Genomic DNA, 26,582 nt, shown 5'->3' on the forward strand with positions numbered 1-26,582 from the left:
ATGGCTACAGATTGGAGCCCCCCATGGACCCGTTCGACTCCGCCGTGCGTCTGGCAGAGGCGGTGCGCATGCGCGAGCTGAGCCCCGTCGAGATCGTCGACACCTATCTGGAGCGCATCGACCGGTTCGATCCCGAGATCGGGGCGTTCGTCTGGCGCAACGACGAGGAGGTCCGCGAGGCCGCCGTGAAGGCCGAGCGTGCCGTCATGGAGGGTGGGGACCTGCCCGCCTTTCACGGGGTGCCCATTCCGATCAAGGACCTGAACCTGGTCGCCGGGCAGCCCGCCACCTTCGGGAGCCTCGGGTGTGACGACACGCCCCGCACGATCACCGACCCTGTCGTGACCAGGTTCCTGGACGCCGGGTTCCTGCTGATGGGCAGGACCAGCACCCCGGACATGGGCATGCTGACCGCTGCGGAGAGCTCCCGCTACGGGATCACCCGTAACCCCTGGAACACGGAGTACTCGCCGGGCGGCTCGAGCGGCGGTGCCGCGGCCGCCGTCGCCGCGGGGCTCGCGCCCGTCGCCCACGCCAACGACGGCGGCGGCTCGATCCGGATGCCGTCCTCGTGCTGCGGGCTGGTCGGGCTCAAGCCCAGCCGCGGACGGGTGCCGCAGTACCTGGCGGCCTGGGAACACGCCACGGTCGAGGGAGCGATCACCCGGACGGTGCGGGACGCGGCCGCACTACTGGATGTCATGAGCGTGCCGGACAGCCTCGTCATGTACGGCGCACCCGCGCCGGAGCGGCCGTTCTCCGACGAAGTGGGACGGGAGTCCGAGCCACTGCGGGTGGGCCTGCTGCTTGAGGCGCCCACCGGACTGCCGGTGGACCCGGTGTGCGTCGCGGCGGCCGAGCGGACCGGCAGGCTGCTGGAGTCGCTCGGGCATGCGGTCTTCCCGGTGTCGCCGCGCTTCTTCACCGAGGAGGCGGGCCTCGGGTACGCGCAGACTTCCTTGGACGCGGCACTGTGGACCGCGCCCTACGACCATCCGGAACTGGCCGAGCCGCATCTGCGGTTCCGCATGGAACGCGCCAAGACGCGCCACTCTGGCGAGTACACACGGACGGCCGCACTCCTGCAACAAGAAGCGGTTGAGGTCCGGGCCCAGTGGGGCCGCGACTTCGACGTGCTGCTCACCCCTACCCTCGCCTGCCCGCCCCCTCCGGCCGGAGCCTGCCTGGCCGAGGCCAACGCCGATCCCGGCGGATTCCGGATGACCGAGAACCGGATGATCTCGTTCACCGCCGTCTGCAACATCACCGGCCTGCCCGCCATCTCGTTGCCGCTCCACACCTCGCCCGACGGGCTGCCCATCGGAAGCCAGCTGATAGGCGGGCCCTGGGACGAGGCGACCCTCCTGCGCCTGGCCTCCGCCCTCGAAGAGCTGAGCGACTGGACCGTGCGCCGTCCTGCACGCTTCGGGTGACCTCCGGCAGGGTCGGGGTAGTACGGTTGCCGCTTGTTGATGAATCAACATCACTTGGCCCGCCGACCCCACGGGGCGCGCCCCGCTCGCATCAGCAGCCGCCGAGACGATCGGCGACTGACGCGGTTGACGCTCACGCTCGCGGCCACCATGGCAAATAGTTGACGCATCAACAGACCTGGCGGAGTTGCTCGACACGGTGCCAGCAGTGGCTGACCGCCACCGTGCACGGCGGTACGGCCCCTCCCGGCTCGTTCATCGGGGCGCTGGCCTGCCACCGCCTGCCCGACGGCAGACCAGTGGACGTGGAGACAGCGGTCGGTGGGCCGCTGCCCCTAGGGCCACCGCCGCCTCGGTACGTGCCAAGGACGCCACGCCTGCCGGACGTACGGCTCGCGGCGGGTGCGGCGGAGCCCCCCGGTGCTTGGCCTGTTGTCGTTCAGAGCAACCACGCGAGTGGCGCTGGAAGCCGCACACCGCGAGGCAACGGTTGTGGACGCCGCGCGGAGATGACTCATGTCGTGAGGGGCTGTTCGGCCCAGATGGTCTTGCCGGTACGGCCGTAGCGGCAGCCCCAGCGCGTGGTGAGCTGGGCGACGAGGAACAGGCCGCGGCCTCCCTCATCGGTGGTGTGCGCCCGCCGCAGCCGGGGCTGGGTGTTGCTGGGGTCGGTGACCTCACAGACCAGGACTTCCTCCCGGATCAGGCGCAGCCCGACCGGGCCGCCGGCGTAGCGGACGGCGTTGGTGACCAGCTCGCTGACCACGAGTTCGGTGGTGAAGGCCAGATCGTCGAGTCCCCATGCGGCCAGTTGGCGGGTGGTCTCCTCCCGGGCCACGGCCACGACGCTCGGGTCGGCCGGGAACTCCCAGTCGGCGGTGTTCTCGGACCGCACGGCACGCGTACGGGCCAGCAGCAGCGCGATGTCCTGCTGGGCCGGCTCGTCGCCGACACCGGCGAGGACGGTGCGGCCCGCCTCCTCCAGCCGGGCGCCGGGGCGGCAGTGCGCGGCGAGCCCGTCCGTCAGACGGCGCAGCCCGGCATCGAGATCGCGGTCCTCGCGGAGGATCAGGCCCTTGGTGTACAGGGCGACGAGACTGCCGGGCTCCAGGGTGAGCGTGGTGACCTCGAACGGCATGCCACCGACGCCCAGCGGTGGACCGGGCGAGATCGGGACGTCCTGTTCGGTGCCGTCGGGCCGGAGCACGGTCGGTGGTGGATGCCCGGCACTGGCGACAGAGCACTGCCGGGTGACCGGATCGTAGACGGCGTACAGGCAGGTGGCGCCGATCGCGTCCTGATGCACGAGCGGCGCCTCGGAGGCCTGACGCTGGACCAGGCCGTCGAGGCGGGTGAGCAATTCGTCGGGGTCCAGTTCCAGATCGGCAAGGGTGTGGATGGCTGCGCGCAGACGGCCCATGGTGGCGCTGGCCTGCAGGCCGTGGCCGGCGACGTCCCCGGCGACGAGGGCGAGCCGCAGGGAGGGCAGGGGAACGGCATCGAACCAGTCGCCGCCGATCTCGGCTCCGCCGCCGGCGGGGCGGTAGATACCGGCGGTCTCCGCCGCCGGGGTGTCGGTCGTCGCCCGGGGCAGCAGACGCTGCTGCAGCGCGACAGCCGCCCGGTGTTCCCGGGTGTAGCGGCGGGCGTTGTCGATGGCGAGGGCGCCCCGGGAGGCTACCTCCGTCAGCAGGTCCGCGTCCTCCCTGGTGAAGGGATCCGGCTGCTTGACCCGCCAGACCTGCAGGTCACCAAGCATGAGGCCGCGGGCGTGCAGCGGGGCGATCATCATGGAGTGCCAGGCATCGGGGAGGAGGAGGTCGGCCAGCTCGGGGTCACCCAGCAGGGAAAGCCACTCATCGCGGGTGGCGATGAGCGTCTCGCCGCGCAGGATGCTGCGGACGGCCGGGTGGTCGGGCAGCGGAGGAAGGGGCTCTCCCAGCCTGATGCGCCCCGGCCACTCGCCGGTGGCCGAGGCCGCGGCGCGCAGGTGGAGGTCTCCGCCACCCGACCACTTCGGGGGCTCGTCTCCTTCCAGCACAGCCTCGGCGAGGTCGACGATTCCGAGGTCCCCGAGTGCCGGGACGACCACGTCGGCCAGCTGCTGTGCGGTACGCGAGACATCCAGCGAACCGCCGACCTGGACCGCGGCCTCCCGGAGGACGTCCAGATGCCGGCGGGCCCGCTGCTGCTCGGTCGTGTCGGTGAACATGGCGGCGACCCCCGTGGGCCTTCCGTCCCCGTCCTCCAGCCTGACGGCAGACAGCCTCAGGGCCCATTCCCGTCCGGGCACCTGCGGTGCCCGCATCCGCTGCTCCCGGCCGACCAACGGTGCGCCGGATTCCAGCACCTGCCCCAGGGCGGCCTCGATGTCGTCGGCGTCCTCGGCGAGGAGGATGTCCCGCAGCCGGCTGCCAAGCGGTGCGGGCGGACCGCCGAACACCGCCGGGGCGACGTTGGTACGCAGGATGGTCAGATCGGTGCCGTGGATGCCGACGCCGATCTGGTCCTGGCAGAACAGCGCGCGCAGCAGCGACACGCCCAGATCCAGCTCGCTCACCGTTTCCACGGGTGCGGCCAGCGCGAGCAGCTCGGCGGCCCCCTCCAGCCGGAACACGCGGAAGGTGACATCGACCAGGCCGCCCTGGCGGTGCCGCAACCGAGCCCGGCCCGCAGCCGGAATCCCGGTGCCCTCACGTGCTGCCGTGAGCGGCTCGCCGGGCACGTCGGCGATCAGGTCCCTCACCGGGTGACCGCGGACTTCCGCAGCCGTGTACCCGACCAGTTCCGTGGCCGCCCTGGACCACCGCAGCACTGTGCCCTTCTCGTCGAGCACGGCTGCGGCGAGGGCGTCGAGAGCGAACGAACCGCTTCCGGCCTGATCGCTGGACCCGCTCATGTCACTCCTCGCTCGGTGCGGCACTCCGTTGTACGCCACCGGGAGACTGCTTTCATTATTCGGTACTCGGTGTGTTCGGGCTTCTGCGCGGCGCCCGCGGAGCACCACCGCGACGTCCCGGCAGTCAACCTGCGCGCCGTGACCGTCCGCGTTGTCGGCAAGGCGCCCGGCCGGGTAACCCCGGCCGGGCGCCTGCGGGCCCGAGCGGCTCAGACGGTGTAGCCGCCGTCGATGTTGATCGTCGCGCCCGTCACGTAGCCCGACTCGGGGCCGGCGAGGTAGACGATCAGGCCGGTCAGCTCTTCAGGGGAGGCGAACCGTCCTGCCGGGGTCAGCGGGATCATCACCGAGGCGAGGTCGCCGTCAGCCGGATTGCTGTCGGTGTCGATCGGGCCGGGCTGGATGTTGTTCACCGTGATCGCCCTCGGTCCCAGTTCCCTCGCCAGCGCCCGGGTGAAACCACCGATGGCCGCCTTGGTGAGGGCGTACGGCGTGCCGTTCGGAATCGGCATCCTCTCGGCGAAGACGCTGCCGATCGAGATGATCCGGCCGCCGTCCCCCATGTGCCGCAGCGCCTCCTGGGTGGCCACGAACACCGAGCGCATGTTCACCGCGACGGACCGGTCGAAGTCGTCGACGGTAAGCTGCTCGAACGGTCCGAAGGCACCGCCGCCGGCGTTGTTCACCAGGATGTCCAGGCGGCCGAAGGCCTCCACGGTGCCGTCGACCGCCGCACGGACCGCTTCCGCGTCCCCCGCATCGGCCGCGATGGCCACGGCCTCGCCCCCTTCGGCCGTGATGCTCTCGACGACCTTGTCCGCGTGGCCGGGAGACGAGTTGTACGTGATCGCCACGGCCGCGCCCTCCCGGGCCAGGCGACGGGCGATGGCCGCGCCGATGCCGCGGCTCGCACCGGTGACTAAGGCGACTTTGCCGCCGAGCTGCCCGCTCACGGTGGTGGTCGCGGTCATTCACTTCACCTCGAACTTCGAGGCGTTCTCGGCCAGCCAGTCGTCGAAGCTCTTCAGCGCCGGGTTGATCTCGCGCAGCCGGTTCAGGTCACGGGCGCCGGTGAACTCCTGGTCGAAGTCGCCGTAGTACTGGAACATGTTGCCGAGCTCGTCGGCCGCCGGGATGTCGAGGGTGCGGAAGACGTCGTAGGGCACGGACTGGAAGCGCACCGGCTCGCCGAGCGTGGCCCCCAGCTTCTCCGCGTACTGCGCACCGGTCAGGTGATCGCCGGCCAGGCTCACGGTCTGGCCGATGAACGGCGCGCCGCCCTTGAGGATGGCGAAGGCCGTCCGGCCGATGTCCGTCACGTCCACCCCGGCCAGCAGCTTGCCGTCCTCCAGCGGCAGGGTCAGCGTCAGCACGCCGTCCTCGCCGCGCTTGGGGACGAAGTAGCTCAGGAAGCCCTGGAAGTAGAAGGTCGCGTTCAGGAAGGTGGTCGGCACCCCGGCCTCCGTGAACAGCTTGTTGCCCTCACCCTTGGCGTCGAAGTGCGGCACGTTGTACTTCTCCTGCAGGACCGGCATCCGGCCGTCCTCCAGCGGCAGCAGCTCGCGGGTGTCCTCCAGCGTCGACCAGACCACGTGCCGCAGCCCCGCGGCCTCGGCCGCCCGGGCCAGCGCCCCGATCTCCGCCATCTCCTTGGCCGCGGACATGTGCGCCCAGAAGTCGGTGACGAAGAAGGCACCGTAGGCACCCTGCAACGCCTTGTGCACAGTCGGCTCGTCGTCGAAGTCCGCCCGGACGACCTCGGCACCGAGCGCGGCGAGTTCCCTGGCGGCGGGCGAGTCGGGGTTCCGGGTGAGCGCGCGGACCGTGAAGCCCGACTCCGGATCGGCGAGGATCGCCCGCGCGGCGCCGCCGCCCTGCGCGCCCGTCGCTCCGGCGACCGCGATGACCTTCTTGTCGCTCATGACAGCTGTCCTTATCGGAAGAGGTTCCTTGTTGACGCATCAACAACGTTATCGCGAATCGGTTGATGTATCAACCCGAGAGATGTGATCGAGCCATGATCGTTTCGGGGTGTCACAGCAATGGTCGCCGGCGTGTGCTCGAGGGGACGCCGACTCTTCTGACCTACTCGGGCAACGGTGTAGGCCGAGCGACCGGAACGCCAAGAGCATCAGCTGGACGGGCCCGACCATGGAAGTACTCGGGGCTGCGGTTGGCGGCGCGCGGTTCCGGGCTCATGTGGGAATCGACAGCACGCCGATGCCCCCGGTCGGCAAGATCTTCAAACCCGCACGCCGAGGGTGTCGGTGGAGAAGAAGGCGGTGAGGTGGCTCCGGTTGCCGCCCACTGCTCGAGGACCTCGCCATCGTGAGGCCATGCCCGTCGAAGGCAACACCCGGCTCTACGGCTGCTGCACGGTGGTGCCTCCGCAGTCCTCGCCGAGGGCCTCGGTTCCTGCGGGGCCGCCCTCCACGCCGGCGGCGACGGAATCGCCGTGGGCATCAACCTCAACGCCACCCACCATCACTCCGCCCGCTCCAGCCTCTCCATGGGCGTCGCTACTCCCCTGCACCGCGGACGCGGCACCGCCACCTACGACATCGCCATCACCGACGAACAGGACCGCCGCATTGCTCGGCACGCCTCACCTGCATGATCCGCACGGCCGACGCCAACGGGACCGGGCAAGTCACCCGTTGACGTCCTCACGCGCTTCCCGGACAGGACGAAAAGGCAAAAGGTTGGCCTGCCAGGGGGCGTTCCCATGGCAAGCCAACCGGGGCCCGGGCGGAGAGCGGCCGGCTGCGGCCGCTCGTTCAACCGCCGGCGCCGTCTGCTAGGGCCTGTGTGATGTCGTGATCAAACTTGCGGATCCGGATCCGCTTGGAAGGCGGATCCGGTAGGAAGACGATCGTGACATCACACAGGCCCTAGCGGTCAAGCCAGCGTTGCAGCGCCTCGAGCACGTTCTTTGGATGTGTGCTGAAGCTCAACCGGATGTCCGGCTGGAGGTCGATGAGCACGTTGACGATCCGCTCGAACAGGACGGTGTACTCCGGGATATTCTTACTGACTTCGGCGTATTAGGGTCCGTCCGGTCTGTCGAGTGCGAGGCTCCTCCCGGCGAGGAATCCGCCGAGGATGCTGTGTCGGTACTGCATCGCCTTGAGTCGCTGGCGGAGCAGAGTCTCCAGCTCGCTGAGGGTGCGGGAGGCCAGATTGGCCAGGCTCCGCTTGATATGTGCCCACAGGCCCTCCACCGGATTGAGCTCGGGCGCATACCCGGGCAGCAGGACCACCGTCAGCCAGTCCCGCTCGGCCACGAGCGCCTGCATCGTCTTGGAGGTGTGGGTGCTCAGCCGGTCCCACACCACGATCAGCGGGGCCTTGAGCAGTTGGTGGGCGCCGTCGAGGAGGCGGATGTAGTCCCTCTCGCCGAGCGAGCGACGCTCGCCCTTGCGGCCGGTATGCCGGCGCAGCCGGTAGCACAGGCGGGAGGGAAGGCCGGGCCGGTAGCACAGCAGCCCGGCCACCGAGAGCCGTCCCCGGCTGCGGCCGGACACCTTGATTCTCGGGGTGATGCCGCGCCGACCCCAGGTGCGGCCCTTGGGCGGACGGCCGGTCACGCCCGCTTCGTCCTCGAAGCAGACGAACGCGCCGGTCGCCGCCCGGAGGGTTTTACCTCCTGCCAGGTCACCTCCCGCCACGCGGTGATCGCGTCCTCGTCGCGCTCGGCGGCGGGACGGGCGGGCATCTGCACGCTGTAGCCCATACGGTGCAGCAGCCGGGTCACCCCGGAGACGCTGTAGGAGAGATGGAACTTGCGTCCGATCAGCGTGCGGACCCGGGAGGCGGTCCACACCTGGTCCTCACTCCAGCCGTGCGCGGCCGGCCCCTCCTCCAGCCACATCGCGAGCTTGGCCTGCAGGTGAGGGCCCAGGCGGCAGTCGTAGCCGGAGGGGCCCTTGGAACGCAGCGCCCCGCGTCCGCCCGTCTTCCAGGCGCGGCGCCACTGGTAGACCGATTTCTCACTCACCCGTAACTCCCGGGCGATGCGCGGGACTTCCACGCCTCCTCGAAGAGGTCAACAGCCCGCATCCGTACCTCGTCCCGGCGCTTGCGCTGCTCGGCGGTCAGCCCGCCTCCGTCCGGATACCGCATGCATCCGGCGTACCAGCCCGGACGGACCACGTCACCGGTCCCGACACATATCCAGACCCCAAGACGCCGAAGTCAGTGGCGGCAGGCACGGTCCGATGAACTCCCACTCCTCGTCCGTGAGTTGCGCACGTGTCACACCGAAGTCCTACCGCACCGGCGCCCCAGCCAGGATCCAAAACCCGCGTTTGATCACAACCGCAGACAGCCCCTAGTTCCCGGGCAGTCGGTGGCCGGCCCGGTACACGGCCCGGATGTCGGTGAAGGCGGAGAGGTCGGCGACGGGTGAGCTGCCGAGGACCAGGACGTCCGCGTCCGCGCCGGGCCGCAGTACACCCTTGCGGCCGACCAGGCCCACCGCTTCGGCGGCCTCGGTCGTCGCCGACCGCAACACGTCGAGGGTGGGCATGCCCAGCTCGGCGAGCTGCACCAGCGCGTACGGAAAGACGTGGTGCGGCTTTGACGGCTCGATGCCCGCGTCAGTGCCGACGACGATCCGTGCGCCCGAGGCGATCACCTTGGTCGCGACGTCGATCAGGGCGTCGATGCGGGCGGCAATGGCCGGTGGTGGCGGCTGTGTCCCCGGCACCAATCCTGCCGTGAGACTGACGAAGATCCGCTGCTTCACGACCCGGTCGAGCAGGTCGTCCCGCAGTCCGGCACCGTCGGGGGTCATGAAGGTGAAGTGCTCGATGGTATCGAAGCCGGCGTCGATCACATCCCCGATCGCGTCGGCGGCATGGACGTGCGCGGCCGTGGTGAGCCCGAGTCGATGCGCCTCCTCGACGATCAGCCGCAGATCGGCCGGACCGTACTGCTGGTGCAGGGGGTTGGAGCCGGGCGTCATGTTGCCACCGCCGACCATCACCTTCACCACGTCACATCCACGCTCGGCCCGCTCGCGTACCGCGGCCAGCAGCGCGTCGGCTCCCTCGGCCTCGCCGCCGAGGAAGTGGCAGTGGCCGCCGCGGGTGGTGATCGGCGGACCGGCGGCGACGATCTCGGGGCGCTGGGTGGGTGGCACCTGGTCGCGGAGGGCGAGGGCGAGGTAGTCGCGGTCCCCGAGATCCCGGACCGTGGTGACGCCGGTCCGCAGTGCGGTCGCCGCCGCGGTACGGGCGGTGTCGAGGATGGTGCCGGGGTCGTCGTTCGTGACGTGGGCCACGGCGTCCGTGCTCGCGTCCCAGCACAGGTGGACGTGCGCGTCCACCAGTCCCGGAAGCAGCCATGCGTCCGGCCCGAGATCGGTGACGGTGGCGTACTCCGGTGGGGCCGCTCCTGTGAAGTCCACGGCCCGGATCAGGCCGTTCTCGATCATCACCATGCCAGGCCCTCTGGCCTGGTCGCCGTCGAAGACCTGCCCGGCTTTGAGTACCTGAAGTGCGCTCTGCATCACTGTTGCCCTTGGAGAGTTCGCTCGGGTCATGCCCGACAACGCCGCTGCGGCAGCAGAAGTGTCCGCGACGCGACCAGCAGGACGATCAAGAACACGATGATGCATTAACCGTTGACATGTCAATAGCCTGCTGGCCGCCCGTCGTGGACAGGCGACCAACAGGCGAGACGTCAGGGTGGATCCGTCTCCAACCGGCCAAGGATGCCTTCGCAGAGATGAGTGAGCATGTCGAGCTCTTCGGGACTGAGGGGGTCGATGACCAGCCGACGCACGGTGGCGACGTGCCCGGGGGCGGCCTCCTCGATGGCCGCGCGGCCGGTGGGTGTAACGATCACGTGAACCCCGCGCGCGTCCTTGGGGCAGTCTTCACGTGTCACCAGGCCGCGTTTGTTCATGCGACTGAGATGGTGGGACATGCGACTGCGCTCCCAGTCCACCGCTTGGGCCAGCTCCTGGAAGTACTGCCGGCCGTGGGGCGCGTCGGTGAGGGCCACGAGTACGACGTAGTCGGCGAGGGACAGGTTCCCCGTGGCCTGCAGCTTGCGCGCCAGCGCGCTGGGGAGTTTCTGATGTACGCCGATGAAGGCGCGCCAGGCGCGCTGTTCGGACGGGCTGAGCCAGCCTGTTTTCTGTTCCATGCAAACTCACTCTATCTGTTAGTTGATGCATCACCAGGTCCGCATAATAGTTGACACATCACAAGAATGCGGCCACAACAACTACTTACGCGTTCCATGCATTGAAGGAGATCCCCCGTGAGCGAGTTCCCGAAGACCGGCCTGGATGCCCTGCTGACGCCCGAGAACAGCGTCCTGGCGCTGATCGACCACCAGCCGTTCCAGTTCGCGAACCTGCACAGCCACGAGCCGACGATGATCGTCAACAACGTCGTCGGCCTGGCCAAGAGCGCCAAGGTGTACGGAGTCCCGACGATCCTGACCTCAGTGGTGGAAGAGCGCGGCGGCTACCTCACCCAGCCCTTGCGGGACGTCTTCCCGGATCAGAAGCCGATCAACAGGACGACCCTGAACAGCTGGGAGGACCAGCGCGTGGTGGACGCCGTCAAGGCGACCGGGCGCAAGAAGCTGGTCATCGCCGGCCTGTACACCGAGATCTGCGTGGCCTTCCCCGCCCTGCAGGCGGCCGACGAGGGCTACGACGTCTACGTCGTCACCGACGCCTGCGGAGGCATGTCGGCCGAGGCCCACGACATGGCCGTACGCCGCATGGTCCAGGCCGGGATCGTCCCGATCACGTGTCAGGTCGCCCTGGCCGAGTGGCAGCGCGACTGGGCCCGTACGGACATCATCTCCCCCCTCCTGTTGTCCCTCTGGTCCCTCCCAAGCTGATCGCGACGGACCTGGACGGCGGTGGAGTTCAGCGCACCCCGCGTCACCAAGGCCACCACCCTGCTCGAGTGGAGCGGCCGACTCGGCGTCCGCAGCCACGAGATCGCCGCCTTCGGCGACATGCCCAACGACCTGCCCATGCTCACCGCGGTCGGGAACTCCTACGCCATGGAAAACGCCCACCCGGACGTCCTGCGGGCCGCACGCCATCACGCCCCCGCCAACGACGACGACGGCGTCGCCCAGGTACTGGAACGATTCGTCGCCACACTCGTACACCGCCCGGACCGGCACATCCCCCCGATGTGGACCGTCTGGGGCGGCTCCGACAACCCCGCCGACGCGCCCGGCTGACGCCCCCGGGTGCCTCCCCCAAGTCCAACCGCGCAACACCACGCGATGCATGCCTGAAGGGAACACACGAGCGCAGCTGACAACACGGATGTCCAAGGGATCCGGCCCGCGTCCGTCGGGCGCCGGAGTCTTCTGGCCGGCACGGTGGCGGCGGCAGGTGCCGCGATGGCCACCGGGCTGCCTGCCACCGCACAGGCCGCCACGACGGCCGTGACCGAGCCCGCCCGCCTCCCAGCGGGGTGGCCGCTGCTGATCCGCGGCGCCCCCGTCGTGACGATGGACAGGGCGCGCGGGATCCTGCCGGACGCCGACGTCCTGCACTACGCCACGCTCGGCGGCGCTGAGGCCCTGGGCATGGCCGACCGGATCGGCTCCATCACCCCGGGCAAGCTCGCCGACCTCGTACTGCTCCGGCAGGACACGCCGTCCATGACGCCCGTGAACAACCCTGTCGGGCACCTGGTGTTCCAGGCCGGGCGCGGGGACATCGGCACCGTGATCGTGGGCGGCCGGGTGCTCAAGCACCGCGGCGAGCTGATCGGGCTCGACCTCGCACGCGCGCGACGACTCGCCGAAGCGTCGCGCGACCACATCCGTGCCGCCGTCGGGGAAACAGCCTGGCAGCAATTCATCAACCCGCCTCGCACCTGAACCCGTCGGTCGGCTGTCCCCAGCGACACGGGCAGCTGCCTTCGAACACGTTCGACAGTGCGGTCTGCCGTGATCATCAGCGGGCTCCGGCGAGGGCAAGGGGAAGAGTCAGACGGGGAGCAGACTGCGAGGGTGAGCCGCACCCCGGCCCTGGCCGGCATCACCGCGTGCCAGAACACCCGCAACTGGTCGAAGGGCCGGCCACCGTCTGCGCGTCCACGTCACGTCCAGCGACTTCCCTCGCTGGGACCGCAACCTCAACATTGGCGAGCCCCTCGACTCCGGAACGGACTCCCGCCCCGCCAGGAGGTGGCGCACGACGTCGCACAGTCCTCCCGCGTCGTCCTCCCGGTCGTGCCCATGTGCTCCGTCGGCATCTGAGCCGGACGCGGGTGCCAGGCGAAATCAACGTGGTGGGCTTCGACGACACCCCCATCCCGCCTATGTGTCTCCTCAGCCGACCACGCCACAGAACTTGACCGAACAGGCAGGGGCATGCCCGGGATCAGGCAGCGTGCGGCTTCATCTCGGCGGGCGCGGGTCGTTCCGGCCCTCGTCCTCGCGGCACCCGGGCAGCCCCGCAGCCATGTCTCCCAGGAGTGGCCCGCGCGTTTTCCGACGCATATCACACGCTCGACTCCGTGGGCGGAGCCGTTCTTCGCGGTCAAGGTCAGCAGGCCGAGATAGACGGCCACGGTCACCACAAGGGCCCCTGACCAGCATCTGCAGCACCGCCGTGCCCTCCCGGTCCGCGGGGGTGGGGGTTTGAGGCGGTGAGTTCTGGCCGCCTCCCACAGCGGCATGACGTGCGGGTGCCGCGGTTCCGGGGCGACGGGCTCGGCGGACGCGACGGTGTCCGTTGATGTGCCGGCGGCCGAGGCGCAGGGCTCCCTGCGCGGCAGAAAGGGCATGGCATTCCTCTGCGACATCGTCGGTGGGTCACCCGTTCGGCTACGCGCGCGGGGCGGAGTCAAGGCGCAGTTCGTCCCGCGAGGTGCCGCACTTCTTGGCCGGCAGGCGGAGGACGACTTCAGCGTCGTCGTCCAAGAAGGCACGGACCGGAGCGTGGACGACGCGGCCCTGTGCGGTGCGCAGTGCGGGCAGGAAGCTGTTGATGACCTGCAGCGCGCCCAGCACGTTGACCTCGACGCCGTGCCGGAGCACGTCGGGCGGCAGCACCTCCAGCGGGCCGGGCGTGAGGCCGCCGCCGATTCCGGTGATCACGGCCGCCTTACGACCGGTCACCGTGCTCGCCGCGTTCTGGCTCCGCCGATGCTGGTGCGCACCGTGATGACGGTCTTGACCTCGGTCGCCCCTCGTACGGTGCCGTTCACGACGGCCGGCGCCTCCTCCAGCGGGACCCGGGTGATCGGCGGCGCGGCGACATATCCGGTGACGACGGCTTCCGCCACACGGTCGAGTAGGCGGCCGGAGGCCGACAGCACGAAGTTGATCTCGGTGACGCCCACGGCCTCGAGTGCGCCCACATCGGCCACGAACCTCGTCGTGACCGCCGAGCCGCCCGGGCGGACCAGCTTGGCCAGCGAGGCGAAGCGGTCCGCGTCGCTCACGAGGTCGATCAGCGCGTCGATGCCGTCGGGATGCGCCCGCTGCACCGCCTCCGGCAGGGAGACCGTCGTGGGGTCGATGAACTCGGCGGCGCCGAAATCATCGACCACCCTCCCCTGGAGGGTGAGCCGACGGGTCAGGAGGATCCATCTCCAAGCGTCGCAGGATGCGTTCGCAGAGATGGGTGAGCGTGTCGAGTTCTTCGGGACTGAGGGGGTCGATGACCAGTCGGCGCACGGTGGCGACATGCTGGGGGGCAGCCGCCTCGATGGCCGTGCGACCGGCGGGCGTGACGACCACATGGACCCCGCGCCTGTCCTCGGGACAGTCCTCCCGGGTCACCAGACCGCGTTTGGCCATGCGGCGAAGATGGTGGGACATGCGACTTCGCTCCCACTCGACCGCGTTGGCCAGGTCCTGAAAGTGCCGCAGACCGTCGGGCGCGTCGGTGAGGGCCACGAGGACGACGTAGTCGGCGAGGGACAGGTTCCTCCCGCCCTGCAGTCCGCGTGCCAGCCTGCTGGGGAGTTTCTGATGTACGTCGACGAAGGCGCGCCAGGCGCGCTGTTCGGACGGGCTGAGCCAGCCTGTTTTCTGTTCCATGCAAACTCACTCTATCTGTTAGTTGACACATCACCAGAGCCACGTAATAGTTGACGCATCACAGGAACGCGGCCACAACAACTACTTACGCGTTCCATGCATTGAAGGAGATCCCCCGTGAGCGAGTTCCCGAAGACCGGCCTGGATGCCCTGCTGACGCCCGAGAACAGCGTCCTGGCGCTGATCGACCACCAGCCGTTCCAGTTCGCGAACCTGCACAGCCACGAGCCGACGATGATCGTCAACAACGTCGTCGGCCTGGCCAAGAGCGCCAAGGGCTACGGCGTCCCGACGATCCTGACCACGGTCGTGGAGGAGCGCGGCGGCCTCATCATCCAGCCCTTGCAGGACGTCTTCCCCGACCAGAAGCCGATCAACAGGACGACCCTGAACACCTGGGAGGACCAGCGCGTGGTGGACGCCGTCAAGGCGACCGGCCGCAAGAAGCTGGTCATCGCCGGCCTGTACACCGAGATCTGCGTGGCCTTCCCCGCCATCCACGCCGCCGGCGAGGGCTACGACGTCTACGTCGTCACCGACGCCTGCGGAGGCATGTCGGCCGAGGCCCACGACATGGCCGTACGCCGCATGATCCAGGCCGGCGTCACCCCGGTCACGTGGGGGGGCCTCCTCGGCGAGTGGCAGCGCGACTGGGCCCGCACCGACATCATCTCGCCCGAGGACCAGATGGCCGTCATGGCCCACGGCGGCGGCACCGGAGTGGCCTTCGCCTGGGAGCAGCAGCTCCTCAACACCCCCGTCCCCAACGAGACCACCCCCGGGATGTAAGGGGCGAACCGACGCCGCGGGGCGGCACCAGCGCCGGTGCCGCCCCGTGCCCGGGCGCGGAGACTTGCGCGCATCCCTCCCCCATGCGGCTCCGTCGATGGCGCGGTGCCAGGGGCCATCGGTCGGCGGGAGGCACCCGTGTCCGCAGGGCACCGAACCACACCTGTTCACTCCGTCGATCCAGAAGGCTGCCGCCATGACAACCGCGCCCGCCGTGCCTCTCGTTGTCCCTCTCATCCCTCCGAAGCTGATCGCGACGGACCTGGACGGCACGCTGCTCCGCAGCGACGGAACGCTGTCGGACCGCACCCGGGCCGCCCTGGCCGCGGCCGAGCAGGCCGGAATCCTCGTGGTACTCGTCACCGGCCGCCCACCGCGCTCCGTACCGAAGTTGCTGGCCACCATCGGACCGCATTTCGTCATCGCCGCCAACGGCGCGGCCGTCTACGCCCCTGACGGAACCCTGGCACACCTGTCCCCGATCCGGCCCCTCGCGGCCACCCGGCTCATCACCCGCGTGCGCAGGGCGATACCCGGCGCCACCTTCGCCGTCGAGTACGACAGGGACTTCGGCCACGAACCGGCCTACCCGACCTGGTCGTTCGGTGAGGAGGCCGCCGAACCGGTCGGCACCGCCGGGGAACTCCTCACCCGCATCCCGGGCAAGCCGGTACTGAAGATCCTCGCCCACCACCCGACTCTGTCCCTCGACGACTTCTACGAGCGAGCTCGGCGCACCGCGGGCAGCAGTGCCGAGACCACCCACTCCACCGGACTGTCACTGGTGGAGTTCAGCGCACCCCGCGTCACCAAGGCCACCACCCTGCTCGAGTGGAGCCGCCGACTCGGCATCGGCAGCCACGAGATCGCCGCCTTCGGCGACATGCCCAACGACCTGCCCATGCTCACCGCGGTCGGGAACTCCTACGCCATGGCCAACGCCCACCCAGACGTCCTGCGGGCCGCACGCCATCACGCCCCCGCCAACGACGACGACGGCGTCGCCCAGGTGCTGGAACGGTTCGTCGCCACACTCGTACACCGCCCGGACCGGCACATCCCCCCGATGTGGACCGTCTGGGGCGGCTCCGACAACCCCACCGACGTGCCCGGCTGACGCCCGCGGGGGGCCTCCCCAAGTCCAACCGCGCAACACCACGCGATGCATGTCTGAAGGGAACACACGAGCGCGGCTGACAACACGTCGGTGAAGATCGCTGAGGACTACGCGATGGTGCAGCACGTCGCCAAGGGACGCCTGGACCTGATGCTCGGACGCGGAAACACGGTCCCGGTCTGCCCCTGGTTCGGCAAGGACATCGTGAGGGCGTCGCGTTGTTGCTGGAGAACTACAATCTGCTGCACCGGTTGCGGCACGAGGACGTCGTGGACTGGGAGAGCCAATTCCGCACCCCGTTGCAGGGCTTCACCTCGACTCCGCGCCCGCTGGACGACGTGCCGCCGTTCGTGTGGCACGGCACGTGGAACTACACCATCCGCCCCACCAGCACCCCCGGCTTTCCCACGTCCGCGGTCGGCGGCGGCGCCCAAGCGCGGGCGGCGGCCCTGGAACTGCTGGCGGATCCGGCACTGACCGGCATGACCCGCGACGCACTCGTTGCGCCGGCTGCCCGTCTGGCCCCGACCAGGCAGCGCAACGCGAGCGCCGCGACTTCCGGATCAGCGGCGGCCGGCGCCGACATGCCCCGGGTGCCCATGGCCGTTCCCTCCTGACGAGCAGGGACCACCTCCTGCCGACCGTCCTCTACCTGCGTCAGATCTGCTCGCAGAAGCTGATGGCCGACATGCTCGGCATCACCCAAAGCGCGATCGGACCGGCCATCATCGAGACCCACGAAATCCTGGACTGCCACCGAAGATCGGGCCCTGTCTGTAGGGACAGGACCCGATCTGTTCGTTGCGGGCTCAACGTCTGCCCGGCAGCTCCGCGTTGTGTTCGCCCGACAGCGAGGTCGGCGTGACACCGGCCGGTCTGAAGACGGTGTACCGGGCCTGAGCACGCACACCGTACTCCGAGCGGTCCCGCGCTTCCGGTGAGGGACCGGGTGTGCGGGACCGCTCGGAGTACGGTGCTGGCGGAGACGTTGGGCAGCAGCCGACCTGACCGTCCGAAGGGGTGGGGTGGGGACTTCGGCGGCCGGTGACGCACCGGCGCCCTCAGGCGTCCCGCCGCTTGAGTTGCCACGCCGCCGTGCCCAGCAACACGGCCAGGAAACCGGCGAACACGGCCAGGCCCGCCCACGGGGAGAGCAGGTCCGAGCCGGGGGACACGGTCATGAAGGCGGAGCCGGCGTTGGAGGGGAGGTACGGGCCGATGGCGTCGTTCCAGCTGTCCGGGAGGGCGATCTGTAGCAGGCCGGGCACCACCCAGAGCGCGGCGAACAGGGTGGTCACCGCGCTCGCGGTGTGGCGTAGCAGGGCGCCCAGCGCCATGCCCATCAGTGCGATGCCGGTCAGGTAGACGACGGCGCCGGTGACCGCGCGCAGGACGCCCGGGTCGGTGAGGGAGGCGCCGTCGGAGCCGAGGATGGCCTGCCCGGCGAAGAAGGCGATGAAGACCGCGACCGTGCCGAGCGGGAGGAGGACCGCGGCGAGCACCGCCGTCTTGGCCCAGAGCACCGGCAGCCGGCGAGGCACCGCGGCGAGGGTGGAGCGGATCAGACCCGTGCTGTACTCGGTCGCGGTGAGCAGGACCCCGAGGGTGCCGACGACGAGCTGGGCCAGCTCGGTACCGGCCAGGCTGATGCCGGTGGAGTCGGCGACTCCTTCGCCGGGGCCTTGGAAGGTTTCGCCGCCGGATGTGACCGAGGCGGCGATCAGCCCGAAGCCGACCAGTGCCACGACGGCCCCGATCAGGGTGTAGGCCGTGGACCGCAGCGACCAGAATTTGATCCACTCGGAAGTGAAGACGCGTCGCGTGGTGACGCGCAGTTCGGGACGCGCGGGACGCGCCGTCAGGTCGGGTGCTGTGGCGGTGGTCATCAGGCGGTCCTCCCGGTCGTGGCGAGCTCGTCACCACGGGGGGGTGGGCGAGGGGCTGGTGCTGTTCGTGGCGTGGTATTCGACGTGCTCCTGGGTCATCTCCATGAAGGCCTCCTCCAGCGATGCCTGCTGAGGGGACAACTCGTGCAGGGTGAAGCCGGAGTGTGCGGCGTGATCGCCGATCTCGTCGGTCGTCAGTCCGGTGATCTCCAGCACCCCGGGCTCGAGGCTGGTGATCGTGACATCCGGCCCGGCCAGCTGGTCCCGGAGCTGCGCGGCCTGCGGCGAGCGCACGCGTACGGTGTTGTGGTCCGCCCGCGCGGTGAACTCGGCCACCGACACATCGGCGATCAGCCGTCCTCGGCCAACCACGATGAGGTGTTCGGCGGTGAGCGCCATCTCGCTCATCAGGTGCGAGGAGACGAAGACGGTCCGGCCCTCCGCGGCCAGCCCCTTCAGCAGGTTGCGGATCCAGAGGATGCCCTGCGGGTCGAGACCGTTGACCGGCTCGTCCAGCATGATCACCTGGGGATCGGCGAGCAGCGCCGAGGCGATGCCGAGGCGCTGGCCCATGCCGAGGGAGAAACCGCCTGCCCGCTTGTGGGCGACCTCGCTCAGGCCGACGAGGTCGATCACCTCCTCGACCCGCCGGCGCGGGACGCCGGTGGTGGCGGCCAGTGCCCGGAGGTGGCTGAACGCGGACCGGCTCTGATGGATGGCCCCGGCCTCCAGCAACGCGCCGATCTCGTGCAGTGGCGCCCTGTGTTCGGCGTAGGGGCGGCCGTTCACGGTCGCGGTCCCGGCGGTCGGCCGGTCGAGGCCGAGGATCATACGCATGGTGGTGGACTTGCCGGCCCCGTTGGGGCCGAGGAAACCGGTGACAATGCCCGGTCGGACCGAGAAGGTGAGCGAGTCGACGGCGGTCTTGTCGCCGTAGCGCTTCGTCAGGTTGTTGACTTCGATCATGCGGTCCAGACTGCCGACCGCGGATCTCCCGGTCGTCAGCCTGGCATGGACACTTCGTTCTCCCACGCCCGTGGTACGGAGCTACCGCGAGCGCGGTACGGAGACGGGCCGCGAACAGGACCACGGGAGGAGTGCACCCTGGCCACATGTGTGCCCAGGTCCCGGCCGGTCACTTCGGGGCGCGGACCAGTCCGGTCTGGTAGGCGATGACGACGAGTTGGGCCCGGTCCCGTGCAGCCAGCTTCGTCATCGCCCGGTTGATATGGGTCTTGGCGGTGGCCGTCGAGACGTACAGCCGCTCGGCGATCTCGTCGTTGGACAGGCCCATGGCGACCAGGCCCAGCACCTCGCGCTCCCGTCCGGTCAACGCGTCGAGCAGTTCCGCGGTCACGACTTGCTCGTCGGGTGAAGCAATGAAACGGGCTATCAGGCCCTGGGTCGCCTTCGGCGAAAGCAGCGCCTCACCACCCGTCACGGTCCGGATCGCGGCCAGCAGTTCGACCGGCTCGACACCCTTGCCCAGGAAGCCGCTGGCCCCGGCGCGCAGCGCCTTGAAGACGTACTCGTCGATCTCGAAGGTGGTGAGGATCAGCACCCGCACCCCGGCGAGGTCCTCGTCGGCGGTGATCTCCCGAGTGGCGGCGATGCCGTCGAGTTCCGGCATCCTGACGTCCATCAGCACGATGTCCGCGTGGGTGCTGCGGGCGAGTTCGACGGCTTCCCGGCCGGTCGCGGCCTCTCCGACCACCTCCAGGTCGGGCGCCGCGTTGATGAGCGCCCGGAAGCCGGCGCGGATCAGGCTCTGGTCATCGGCCAGCAGGACCCGGATGGTCATCCCTGTTCTCCTTCTCCGGATCCGTCCACGGTTCCTTCACCGACGGTGGGGGCAGCGGCAGTTCGGCTCGTACGGTGAAGCCGCCGTCGGGCCCGGGGCCCGCCTCGAACCGGCCGCCGACGGCGGCCGCGCGCTCGCGCATGCCCAGGATGCCGTACCCGCCGTGCCCGGCGTCGGCCGCGCCCGTCCGGGCCGCTGTGCCGCCGCCTCCCGCGTCGTGGATTCGGACGATCAGCCGGTCGGGAGTGTACTCGACCCCGACCCGCGCGGAGGCGCTCCCGCTGTGCTTGTGCACGTTGGTGAGCGATTCCTGCACGATCCGGTACGCAGCCAGGTCGACCGCCGAGGACAGCGGGCGTGGGCGCCCGGAGAGCGTCCAGGCGACCTGCAGGCCCGCTGCGGCGAACGAGGCGACGAGCTCGTCCAGCCCGTCGAGGCCCCGGGTGGGCTCGACCGGGGCCTGGGTATCACCTTCCTGGCGCAGTACGCCGAGCAGCGCGCTGAGTTCCTCCAGCACGCTCCGGCTGGCCTGGCGTACCAGGGCGAGCGACTCCTCGGCCACGTCCGGGTCCGTGCGCAGCGTGTGCCCGGCCACCCCGGCCTGGACACTGATCACGGCGATGTGGTGGGCGGCCACGTCGTGCAACTCGCGGGCGATCCGCAGCCGTTCCTCGACGACCCGGCGGGCCGTCTCCTCCTCACGGCTCTGCTCGGCGCGACGGGCCCGCTGCTCCAGCAGGAGGACATACGCCCGCCTGCCGCGGACCGCGTCTCCGGCGACCACCCCCACGAGGGTCCACCCCACCATGTCCTGGGCCCCCTCACCGATCCAGTACCACCCGGAGGTCGCCAGGTAAGTGACCCCCAAGAAGAACGCGGCGGCGGCCCCGGCCGTCCAGGCGGTCCGGCGGTCGGTGCGGACGGCGACGGTGTATGCGGCGATGACCGGGGCGCCGAGGAACACGCCCTGGACATCCGAGACGATCTCGGAAGCACAGGAGATCCCGGTGCCGACGGCCAGCACCGCCAACGGCCACCGCCGCCGGAAGACGAGCGCGGCGCAGGCCAGTGTCGCCAGCACCACGACGGTGGCGGTCAGCGGGACCTGCTGCCCGACGGTGGCGATCAGCGGTTCCCGCTGTGGCGGCTCGCCGGGGGCGAACGGCCACAACAGGCTTGCCAGGTACACCACTGCGGCGAGCACCCCGTCCACGACGAGCGGATGGGCTTGCGCGGCCTGGCGCCAGGCCGCAGGACCAGTCATGCGGCAACCGTGGTCGTGCGCATGGGACGGGCGGTGCGGACGGGGGCCGTGGCCTGCGAGCGGTTCCGCGCGAAGACGACCAGGCGCAGCACCGCGAACCGCGCGACACCGGCGAGTGCGGAGGCGGACAGGTAGACGACCTGTTCCAGCACCGCACCGGGCGTCGCCACCAGCTGCTGCAGGACGAGCATCGCCACAGAAGTCACCGCGTACGCGGCCGCCGCGGCCCCGGCCGACTGCGCATGCTGGCGCCGGCTCGCGCGCCCGCCCGCGCCGAAGGTGAAGCGGGCGTGCAGCTCGGTGGCCAGGAGCGTGGACACCACGGTGATCAGGGCGTTGGCCAGGGCCCAGGGAATCCCGGAGGCGAGGGCCGCCACGGCGAAGCTGGCGGCGAGCCCCACCCCGCCGCCGTAGAGCACGAAGCGGGCGAAGGCGGTGAAGGCACCGGGTGCCGCCTGCCGGCTCTGCCCTGTCTCCATGACCCCATCCTTTGGTTGATGCATCATCTTTATACGTGACGCATCAACCAGCTGTCAACGGGCACCCGCCCTCTGTGCAGATCCCAGTTGCATGCTCAGGAGAGCAGTTCAGTGACTGCTGCCGGCCCCGAGCCTGACGGGCAGGGTGTGCGAACTGCCACCCGCCGTCGCATCAGGCCAAAGTCCCGGCCAGGCCGAGGACCCGGCGGCAGAACTCGGGCGGACAGCTGCCGGCCATGCCGGCCCGGGAAGGCTGCCGGACCGGTCAATTCTCCAGCGACCCGACTCCATCAGACCCAGGGCAGACCACCCCACCGATCCCGGAGCGCTTCAAGGAGGAGCGCCTGGATGACCGAGATGATGTGAACAAAGGGAGCTGAACCGTCCAGGACAGCCGCAAGGGCGTCGATGGCCGCCTGCGGATCGCCGTCGGCGAGGTGCACGGAGGCGAGCGCCGCGTGTGCCTCCCCCCAGTCGCGATGTTCCTCGGACGTCCTGGCCAGCGCGGCTCGGGCCCCCTCCGTGTCGCCCAGCCGCACGGGGGTGTACACCAGGAACTGGTGTACCTGGACAGTCAGCCCATGGGGCGCGACGAGCAGCGTCTGGAATCGCTCGGCGGCACGGAACTCCACGAGTGCCTGCTCGAGCTGGTGTTGGCCGACGTGCACCATCCCCCGGTGAGCAGCACCGCCACCTACGACATCGCCATCACCGACGAACAGGACCGCCGCATTGCTCGGCACGCCTCACCTGCATGATCCGCACGGCCGACGCCAACGGGACCGGGCAAGTCACCCGTTGACGTCCTCACGCGCTTCCCGGACAGGACGAAAAGGCAAAAGGTTGGCCTGCCAGGGGGCGTTCCCATGGCAAGCCAACCGGGGCCGGGCGGAGAGCGGCCGGCTGCGGCCGCTCGTTCAACCGCCGGCGCCGTCTGCTAGTTGTTCCAGTGACCGAACTGCTCGACGAAGGCGTTGCCTGTGACGGGCCGACCCTGGGAGGTGCCGTGTACGGAAGCAACCGCCTCGTTGATGCCCGGTGTCCACGGCAGATTGACCGCGATCTCCTGCAGCACGGGCTCGGCGGTCACGGTGAGCGTGGTCCGCAGGCTGGGTATCTTCACGGTCCACTTGCCGGCGTAGCGCTGGCCGGTGTCGGGGCTGGTCTCGAAGTTGGTCGCGTGCGGGGCCAGCGGCTCGACCGAGACCACGCGGTGGGTTCCGTCGGGGTCGAGCACGGTCGCCCAGTGCTTTTCTCCGGAGTCGTCGAACATGTCCCACAGGTTGATGATCTGCCCGTTGCTGAGCCGCAGCGCCATCCAGGTCCACCTGTGCAGCTTGTCCCAGTCCCAGTTGCCCCACTGCCGGTCCAGCCAGGAGGTGCCGTTGACGCGATGGGCCTTGCCGTCCAGGGTGAGCGTCCCGGTGGTCCGCAGGTTGGGAAGCGAGTAGTAGTAGCTGGTGCCGCCCAGGAACGGGAAGAGACCGGTGCCGTTGTTGTACATCGTGGGGCCGACGGCGCTCAGGGCGAGGTCGATGGTGCCCCTCCCTTCCGGCAGCTCCGCCTTCAGGCGCATGTCGTCCATCGGACCGGACAGCGACGCATTGGACATCCGTACGTCCAGGGTGGTCGTCGACATGCTGAACTCACCGGCCGGCGTGCGAACCGCGTCCGACATGTAGGTGCCGTCGGTGACATCCGTGAGGGAGACCTGTGCAAGGCCGCTCGAGCCGAGCGTCACCTCGTAGCCGTACTCGTGGCCGCCGGCCCTGAACCAACCGATGGTGTACCACCATTCCAGGCCGACACCGGGGTGTGCCGCCTGGTCGGCAGGCATGTGCACGAAGGTCGGGAAGCCGGGATCGTCGGTCGGCCCCGGCCGCGACACGGTCGCGGCGGCAGAGGCCGGGTCCGCCTCCCGGGGAGCGGCGGAGGCCGCCAGCGGCATCGCGAACACGGTCGCGGCGGCGACGACGAGGGCCGCGTTCTTCCGGATCCTGTTGTTCCACTTCCATGTGGGCATGGGTCGATCCCTTTCCTGATGAATTCCTGATGCATGCGGATACAGCGACGTGCGGTCTTGGGTACTACCGCGATCAGAAATAATATGACGCATCAACTATTGATGCGTGAATCACCTATGGTCGATGGGGTTGACGGCCGCTGTCCGCAGCCTGATCAGCACCTGGCGGGGTCCTGGTGGCGGGGTGGGCACGTCGCCCAGCACGGGCGTCTGTCCGTAGTCGTTCACGATCACCGCGCGCATGGCTCTCCTCGCGGACGGGTGGGGGCCGTCGTCGCAGGAAAGTGTCGTCCCGCCGCGGGGCACTCGTATCAGCCAGTGCACAGTGCGGATGGCCAGTCATGATCGACAGACCGCCGCCGCAGCCACCGGGCGCCTCCAGCCGGCAGGCGTGTCAACGGCCTCGTAGTTCTCCCCGGAGTGTGAATTCCCATGGGTTGTTGGACGGTTCTGTCCCGACTGATCCTGGACGGTCCTACGGCACTTTTGACGGTCTCGGCACATCCTGGACGACCGGGGCTCGTTGGTCCTTGTGACGGAAGCGCGTGAGCCGGAGCCGGTGGACGACCGGCGGTGGACGGCCGAGCATCGCTACCGGGCGGTGCTCCAGGTGCTGGACGGAGCGCCGGTCGCGCAGGTGGCCCGCCAGGACGGAGAGCTCCGAGCAACGCTGGGCAGACAGCTGACCGCGCTTCAGCTCGTCGCCCGCAAAGGCGACTATCTCGGGCCGGATCGGCGGCGCGTACTCCTTCAACGCGGGCGGGAGCTTCCAGATCAGCAGCTTCCCGGTGAACACCGGTGAGACCGTCCGCTTCGAATGGCACAACAACAACTGCGGCCCGCGGTCCGAACTGCGGACGAACTCATACATCGCTCCGGACGCGACCACCTGGAACATCACCTGATTGGCCGCCTCGGGCTTCGCCCGTGGCGGCCCTACAACGGAGGGCCTCGCCGACGGCCGCCCGCGCTGGACGTCACCGACGGCCAGGCGCAGCGGGTTCCAGATGCCCCAGCCAGCGCAGGATCGCCTCCGGCTGGTTCCGCACGTCGAGCTTCTGGTAGATACGGGTCAGATAGTTCCTGACGGTCTTGTCGGTCAGGAGCAGCTCGCGGGCCACGCCCCTGACCCCACGGCCGGAGGCGAGGAGGTCCATGACCTGCCGCTCCCGCAGCGAGAGTTGCGGCAGCCGGCCCGGCACCGCGACACCCGCGGCGGTGGGTTCGCCCGGCTTCGCTCGCGCTCTGGCCCTGGAGGCGAGCCTGACCAGTTCCGCGGCGACCGCCGGATCGAGGAAGCTGACGCCCCGGCAGGTGCACACCAGCGCCTCTGCGAGCAGACAGGCGTACCGGTTCTCCAGCAGATAGCTCATGGCCCCGAGATCCAGGGCCAGGGAAACGTCGTTCCAGTCGAGCCAGGGCGCGAGCACCGCGGCGGGCGGCAGCGCCCCCTCGGTCTCGGCCGTGAAGCGCTTCAGCTCCTGCGCCATGCCGACTCCATGGAGCAGCAGGACGTCGTCGCTCGGCCAAATGTCACTCGGCTCTCGGACCAGCCGGACGCCGATCCCGGCCAGGGGGGCCGGTGTTATGCCATGGCGGCTGACAAGAGCGACGGATAACGATGCCACATCGACAGAGAGCACCTGATAATCGCACTGGTCACACACGATTCCTCCCAAGTGCCCGTGCAGCCACGGGACATGAACGAAGTCACGGCCGGGTCCCTGACGGATACGCCTCCGCTGCGCTTCTGCCGACCGTCGCTAACGACTCTCGTTCCGGAAGACGCCCCCCACCTCCCCCGAACGGCCATGTCTCCGCGCCCTGGACCGGCCGCCATCGTCCGATCGGCCATTTCCACAGCGCCGCAGAACGCGAGCCCGCCCGGCGCCGTCGCGACGAACAGCCCTGTCGGCGGCCGGGGTGGTCGCGGTGAACGGCGATCACTCCCGGCGGACAGCGGCGCGGCGGCCGTCGGGCGACTTCGATCTTCAGGGCTTCTGCTACCAGGTCACGGGAGTTCGTGGAGTCCGGAGACGGTGTGCTGCTCCTTGCAGGGGAGTTGCGCGGCAAGCCCCGATCCGGGCAAGACCGGAAAGGCTCCTCAGGCCGAAGCCGACCGCGCTTGCCGCGACGGCCACGACGGTGGTGAACAGCCCGCGCCGTGAGGCGCGCGGGCGCGCGTGCGGGGTCGAGGACGGAGGGTTGCGGTGGTGGCCTTGGCGTGGAAGGCGGAGGTCAGTGCGCCGGTGGCCCGCAGCAGGTTGCAGGTCATCGCCCACAGGATGAGCCAGGCGGCATTGGCGTTGAACTGTCCCGACGGCAAAGGCGGGCCAGGGCGGAGGCTTTGCTGTCGGCGATGACCTGTTCGACGACGCAGTGATGACAGTGTTCCCGCTCGGCCTGGGGTGGAGGCGGGTTGTCGGTGAAGCACGGGTGGCAGCGCCAGAGGGGGGAACAGCGAACTCGCCGGTAGGGATATTTGACTCTGTTGCGCCCTGGCCTCCGCGTGGAGACTCCCCCGAGAGCCCAAGTCACCCTGTCCGGAAGGGTGTTGCAGACGTCTTGGTTCTGTGGCTCAACTTCGCACGCCCTCGACGCAAGGAGCCCCCATGCGAAAACACTTCAGAAGCATCCGTACCAGGGTGGGGATCGGCTGATGCCGATAACCAGGGGGCGGCGCCGGTCGGTCGACGCCCCGCAGACAGACGCTCCACACCGGCGCAGCGGCTTCAAGAGGCGGGCATGGGTGATCGCTCCGGTCGCCGCCGCCGCCGCAGTCGCCAGCCTGGTCCTCCCCGCCGCATTCGGGTACGGCCCCCAAAGCCCGCCCAGCGCCGCCGAGGCACG

General features: G+C 69.7%; 25 protein-coding genes and 3 pseudogenes. 9 read left to right on the forward strand and 19 right to left on the reverse strand.

The window, feature by feature from the left end; translation table 11 throughout:
- Positions 1–23: 23 nt before the first annotated feature.
- A complete protein-coding gene (locus ACYVO6_RS39080) occupies positions 24–1,433 on the forward strand; it encodes an amidase (protein ID WP_461069909.1) in 1,410 nt (469 codons plus the stop codon).
- Positions 1,434–1,947: 514 nt separating this feature from the next.
- Here ACYVO6_RS39080 and ACYVO6_RS39085 read toward each other — a convergent pair.
- The 3 genes from ACYVO6_RS39085 to ACYVO6_RS39095 all read right to left on the reverse strand — a co-directional run bounded on the left by ACYVO6_RS39085 (position 1,948) and on the right by ACYVO6_RS39095 (position 6,254).
- The gene (locus ACYVO6_RS39085) at positions 1,948–4,332 is read right to left on the reverse strand and encodes an ATP-binding SpoIIE family protein phosphatase (RefSeq protein ID WP_461069911.1); all 2,385 of its coding nucleotides are present in this window, start codon (positions 4,330–4,332) and stop codon (positions 1,948–1,950) included.
- 209 nt (positions 4,333–4,541) lie between these two features.
- The gene (locus ACYVO6_RS39090; protein ID WP_461069913.1) at positions 4,542–5,303 is read right to left on the reverse strand and encodes a 3-oxoacyl-ACP reductase family protein; all 762 of its coding nucleotides are present in this window, start codon (positions 5,301–5,303) and stop codon (positions 4,542–4,544) included.
- On the reverse strand, positions 5,304–6,254 hold the full coding sequence (locus ACYVO6_RS39095; RefSeq protein ID WP_461069915.1) for an NmrA/HSCARG family protein: 951 nt from the start codon (positions 6,252–6,254) through the stop codon (positions 5,304–5,306).
- 414 nt (positions 6,255–6,668) lie between these two features.
- Between ACYVO6_RS39095 and ACYVO6_RS39100 the strand changes: the two are divergent.
- Positions 6,669–6,993 (forward strand): annotated as a pseudogene (locus tag ACYVO6_RS39100) (hotdog fold thioesterase); the annotation flags it as partial.
- Positions 6,994–7,376: 383 nt separating this feature from the next.
- Here the strand turns inward: ACYVO6_RS39100 and ACYVO6_RS39105 are convergent.
- The 3 genes and pseudogenes from ACYVO6_RS39105 to ACYVO6_RS39115 all read right to left on the reverse strand — a co-directional run bounded on the left by ACYVO6_RS39105 (position 7,377) and on the right by ACYVO6_RS39115 (position 10,485).
- Positions 7,377–8,454, reverse strand: a pseudogene (locus ACYVO6_RS39105) (IS630 family transposase).
- Between the two features lie 208 nt (positions 8,455–8,662).
- Complete coding sequence (locus ACYVO6_RS39110) at positions 8,663–9,844, reverse strand: amidohydrolase family protein (protein WP_461069917.1); 1,182 nt, start codon at positions 9,842–9,844, stop codon at positions 8,663–8,665.
- A gap of 173 nt (positions 9,845–10,017) precedes the next feature.
- Positions 10,018–10,485 (reverse strand): MarR family winged helix-turn-helix transcriptional regulator, encoded by a 468-nt coding sequence (locus ACYVO6_RS39115; protein WP_461069919.1) that lies wholly within the window; start codon positions 10,483–10,485, stop codon positions 10,018–10,020.
- A 117-nt stretch (positions 10,486–10,602) separates the two neighbouring features.
- Here ACYVO6_RS39115 and ACYVO6_RS39120 point away from each other — a divergent pair, with 117 nt between their 5' ends.
- The 3 genes from ACYVO6_RS39120 (at position 10,603) to ACYVO6_RS39130 (ending at position 12,201) form a co-directional block, all read left to right on the forward strand.
- Positions 10,603–11,196 (forward strand): hydrolase, encoded by a 594-nt coding sequence (locus tag ACYVO6_RS39120; RefSeq protein ID WP_461069921.1) that lies wholly within the window; start codon positions 10,603–10,605, stop codon positions 11,194–11,196.
- A 21-nt stretch (positions 11,197–11,217) separates the two neighbouring features.
- Positions 11,218–11,550 (forward strand): HAD family hydrolase, encoded by a 333-nt coding sequence (locus ACYVO6_RS39125; protein ID WP_461069923.1) that lies wholly within the window; start codon positions 11,218–11,220, stop codon positions 11,548–11,550.
- 165 nt (positions 11,551–11,715) lie between these two features.
- Positions 11,716–12,201: an amidohydrolase family protein gene (locus ACYVO6_RS39130; RefSeq protein ID WP_461069925.1), complete on the forward strand. Its 486-nt coding sequence runs from the start codon at positions 11,716–11,718 to the stop codon at positions 12,199–12,201.
- 951 nt (positions 12,202–13,152) lie between these two features.
- Here the strand turns inward: ACYVO6_RS39130 and ACYVO6_RS39135 are convergent.
- The 3 genes from ACYVO6_RS39135 to ACYVO6_RS39145 are packed head-to-tail and all read right to left on the reverse strand — an operon-like array spanning position 13,153 to position 14,373.
- Positions 13,153–13,446: a hypothetical protein gene (locus ACYVO6_RS39135; RefSeq protein ID WP_461069927.1), complete on the reverse strand. Its 294-nt coding sequence runs from the start codon at positions 13,444–13,446 to the stop codon at positions 13,153–13,155.
- Positions 13,443–13,880 (reverse strand): MDR/zinc-dependent alcohol dehydrogenase-like family protein, encoded by a 438-nt coding sequence (locus ACYVO6_RS39140; RefSeq protein WP_461069929.1) that lies wholly within the window; start codon positions 13,878–13,880, stop codon positions 13,443–13,445. The genes ACYVO6_RS39135 and ACYVO6_RS39140 overlap by 4 nt, the downstream gene beginning before the upstream one ends.
- Positions 13,870–14,373, reverse strand: a complete 504-nt coding sequence (locus ACYVO6_RS39145; protein WP_461069931.1) for a MarR family winged helix-turn-helix transcriptional regulator — start codon at positions 14,371–14,373, stop codon at positions 13,870–13,872. The genes ACYVO6_RS39140 and ACYVO6_RS39145 overlap by 11 nt, the downstream gene beginning before the upstream one ends.
- Positions 14,374–14,490: 117 nt before the next feature.
- Here ACYVO6_RS39145 and ACYVO6_RS39150 point away from each other — a divergent pair, with 117 nt between their 5' ends.
- The 3 genes and pseudogenes from ACYVO6_RS39150 to ACYVO6_RS39160 all read left to right on the forward strand — a co-directional run.
- Positions 14,491–15,162 (forward strand): hydrolase, encoded by a 672-nt coding sequence (locus ACYVO6_RS39150; protein ID WP_461069933.1) that lies wholly within the window; start codon positions 14,491–14,493, stop codon positions 15,160–15,162.
- Positions 15,163–15,358: 196 nt separating this feature from the next.
- Positions 15,359–16,279: an HAD family hydrolase gene (locus ACYVO6_RS39155; protein ID WP_461069935.1), complete on the forward strand. Its 921-nt coding sequence runs from the start codon at positions 15,359–15,361 to the stop codon at positions 16,277–16,279.
- An 81-nt stretch (positions 16,280–16,360) separates the two neighbouring features.
- Positions 16,361–16,644: pseudogene (locus tag ACYVO6_RS39160) on the forward strand (LLM class flavin-dependent oxidoreductase); the annotation flags it as partial.
- Positions 16,645–17,340: 696 nt separating this feature from the next.
- Here ACYVO6_RS39160 and ACYVO6_RS39165 read toward each other — a convergent pair.
- The 6 genes from ACYVO6_RS39165 to ACYVO6_RS39190 all read right to left on the reverse strand — a co-directional run bounded on the left by ACYVO6_RS39165 (position 17,341) and on the right by ACYVO6_RS39190 (position 22,260).
- A complete protein-coding gene (locus ACYVO6_RS39165; protein ID WP_461069937.1) occupies positions 17,341–18,165 on the reverse strand; it encodes an ABC transporter permease in 825 nt (274 codons plus the stop codon).
- 30 nt (positions 18,166–18,195) lie between these two features.
- A complete protein-coding gene (locus tag ACYVO6_RS39170) occupies positions 18,196–19,131 on the reverse strand; it encodes an ABC transporter ATP-binding protein (RefSeq protein WP_461069939.1) in 936 nt (311 codons plus the stop codon).
- 169 nt (positions 19,132–19,300) lie between these two features.
- Entirely contained in the window at positions 19,301–19,966 is a 666-nt protein-coding gene (locus tag ACYVO6_RS39175; protein WP_461069941.1) for a response regulator transcription factor, read from the reverse strand.
- Complete coding sequence (locus ACYVO6_RS39180) at positions 19,938–21,230, reverse strand: sensor histidine kinase (protein WP_461069943.1); 1,293 nt, start codon at positions 21,228–21,230, stop codon at positions 19,938–19,940. Before ACYVO6_RS39180 ends, ACYVO6_RS39175 begins: the two co-directional genes overlap by 29 nt.
- Positions 21,227–21,709: a GtrA family protein gene (locus tag ACYVO6_RS39185; protein ID WP_461069945.1), complete on the reverse strand. Its 483-nt coding sequence runs from the start codon at positions 21,707–21,709 to the stop codon at positions 21,227–21,229. Before ACYVO6_RS39185 ends, ACYVO6_RS39180 begins: the two co-directional genes overlap by 4 nt.
- A 290-nt stretch (positions 21,710–21,999) precedes the next feature.
- Entirely contained in the window at positions 22,000–22,260 is a 261-nt protein-coding gene (locus ACYVO6_RS39190; RefSeq protein ID WP_461069947.1) for a hypothetical protein, read from the reverse strand.
- A gap of 30 nt (positions 22,261–22,290) precedes the next feature.
- Here ACYVO6_RS39190 and ACYVO6_RS39195 point away from each other — a divergent pair, with 30 nt between their 5' ends.
- A complete protein-coding gene (locus tag ACYVO6_RS39195) occupies positions 22,291–22,467 on the forward strand; it encodes a hypothetical protein (protein ID WP_461069949.1) in 177 nt (58 codons plus the stop codon).
- Between the two features lie 179 nt (positions 22,468–22,646).
- Here ACYVO6_RS39195 and ACYVO6_RS39200 read toward each other — a convergent pair whose 3' ends face one another.
- The 4 genes from ACYVO6_RS39200 to ACYVO6_RS39215 form a co-directional block, all read right to left on the reverse strand.
- The gene (locus ACYVO6_RS39200; protein ID WP_461069951.1) at positions 22,647–23,732 is read right to left on the reverse strand and encodes a lipocalin-like domain-containing protein; all 1,086 of its coding nucleotides are present in this window, start codon (positions 23,730–23,732) and stop codon (positions 22,647–22,649) included.
- A 111-nt stretch (positions 23,733–23,843) separates the two neighbouring features.
- Positions 23,844–23,975, reverse strand: coding sequence for a hypothetical protein (locus ACYVO6_RS39205; protein WP_461069953.1), 132 nt, complete (start codon positions 23,973–23,975; stop codon positions 23,844–23,846).
- A 232-nt stretch (positions 23,976–24,207) separates the two neighbouring features.
- Positions 24,208–24,528, reverse strand: a complete 321-nt coding sequence (locus ACYVO6_RS39210; protein WP_461070121.1) for a hypothetical protein — start codon at positions 24,526–24,528, stop codon at positions 24,208–24,210.
- 181 nt (positions 24,529–24,709) lie between these two features.
- The gene (locus tag ACYVO6_RS39215) at positions 24,710–25,222 is read right to left on the reverse strand and encodes a LuxR C-terminal-related transcriptional regulator (RefSeq protein WP_461069955.1); all 513 of its coding nucleotides are present in this window, start codon (positions 25,220–25,222) and stop codon (positions 24,710–24,712) included.
- Positions 25,223–26,582: the final 1,360 nt, after the last annotated feature.

It is taken from the genome of Streptomyces pseudoechinosporeus (assembly GCF_054783935.1).

What these genes read in the sequence shown, in the direction of transcription:
- ACYVO6_RS39080 (WP_461069909.1), top strand. Translation starts at nt 24, where the DNA reads ATGGACCCGTTCGACTCCGCCGTGCGTCTGGCAGAGGCGGTGCGCATG.
- ACYVO6_RS39085 (WP_461069911.1), bottom strand. Translation starts at nt 4,332, where the DNA reads ATGAGCGGGTCCAGCGATCAGGCCGGAAGCGGTTCGTTCGCTCTCGAC.
- ACYVO6_RS39090 (WP_461069913.1), bottom strand. Translation starts at nt 5,303, where the DNA reads ATGACCGCGACCACCACCGTGAGCGGGCAGCTCGGCGGCAAAGTCGCC.
- ACYVO6_RS39095 (WP_461069915.1), bottom strand. Translation starts at nt 6,254, where the DNA reads ATGAGCGACAAGAAGGTCATCGCGGTCGCCGGAGCGACGGGCGCGCAG.
- ACYVO6_RS39110 (WP_461069917.1), bottom strand. Translation starts at nt 9,844, where the DNA reads ATGCAGAGCGCACTTCAGGTACTCAAAGCCGGGCAGGTCTTCGACGGC.
- ACYVO6_RS39115 (WP_461069919.1), bottom strand. Translation starts at nt 10,485, where the DNA reads ATGGAACAGAAAACAGGCTGGCTCAGCCCGTCCGAACAGCGCGCCTGG.
- ACYVO6_RS39130 (WP_461069925.1), top strand. Translation starts at nt 11,716, where the DNA reads ATGGCCACCGGGCTGCCTGCCACCGCACAGGCCGCCACGACGGCCGTG.
- ACYVO6_RS39145 (WP_461069931.1), bottom strand. Translation starts at nt 14,373, where the DNA reads ATGGAACAGAAAACAGGCTGGCTCAGCCCGTCCGAACAGCGCGCCTGG.
- ACYVO6_RS39155 (WP_461069935.1), top strand. Translation starts at nt 15,359, where the DNA reads ATGACAACCGCGCCCGCCGTGCCTCTCGTTGTCCCTCTCATCCCTCCG.
- ACYVO6_RS39165 (WP_461069937.1), bottom strand. Translation starts at nt 18,165, where the DNA reads ATGACCACCGCCACAGCACCCGACCTGACGGCGCGTCCCGCGCGTCCC.
- ACYVO6_RS39170 (WP_461069939.1), bottom strand. Translation starts at nt 19,131, where the DNA reads ATGATCGAAGTCAACAACCTGACGAAGCGCTACGGCGACAAGACCGCC.
- ACYVO6_RS39175 (WP_461069941.1), bottom strand. Translation starts at nt 19,966, where the DNA reads ATGACCATCCGGGTCCTGCTGGCCGATGACCAGAGCCTGATCCGCGCC.
- ACYVO6_RS39180 (WP_461069943.1), bottom strand. Translation starts at nt 21,230, where the DNA reads ATGACTGGTCCTGCGGCCTGGCGCCAGGCCGCGCAAGCCCATCCGCTC.
- ACYVO6_RS39185 (WP_461069945.1), bottom strand. Translation starts at nt 21,709, where the DNA reads ATGGAGACAGGGCAGAGCCGGCAGGCGGCACCCGGTGCCTTCACCGCC.
- ACYVO6_RS39195 (WP_461069949.1), top strand. Translation starts at nt 22,291, where the DNA reads ATGGGGCGCGACGAGCAGCGTCTGGAATCGCTCGGCGGCACGGAACTC.
- ACYVO6_RS39200 (WP_461069951.1), bottom strand. Translation starts at nt 23,732, where the DNA reads ATGCCCACATGGAAGTGGAACAACAGGATCCGGAAGAACGCGGCCCTC.
- ACYVO6_RS39205 (WP_461069953.1), bottom strand. Translation starts at nt 23,975, where the DNA reads ATGCGCGCGGTGATCGTGAACGACTACGGACAGACGCCCGTGCTGGGC.
- ACYVO6_RS39215 (WP_461069955.1), bottom strand. Translation starts at nt 25,222, where the DNA reads ATGGCGCAGGAGCTGAAGCGCTTCACGGCCGAGACCGAGGGGGCGCTG.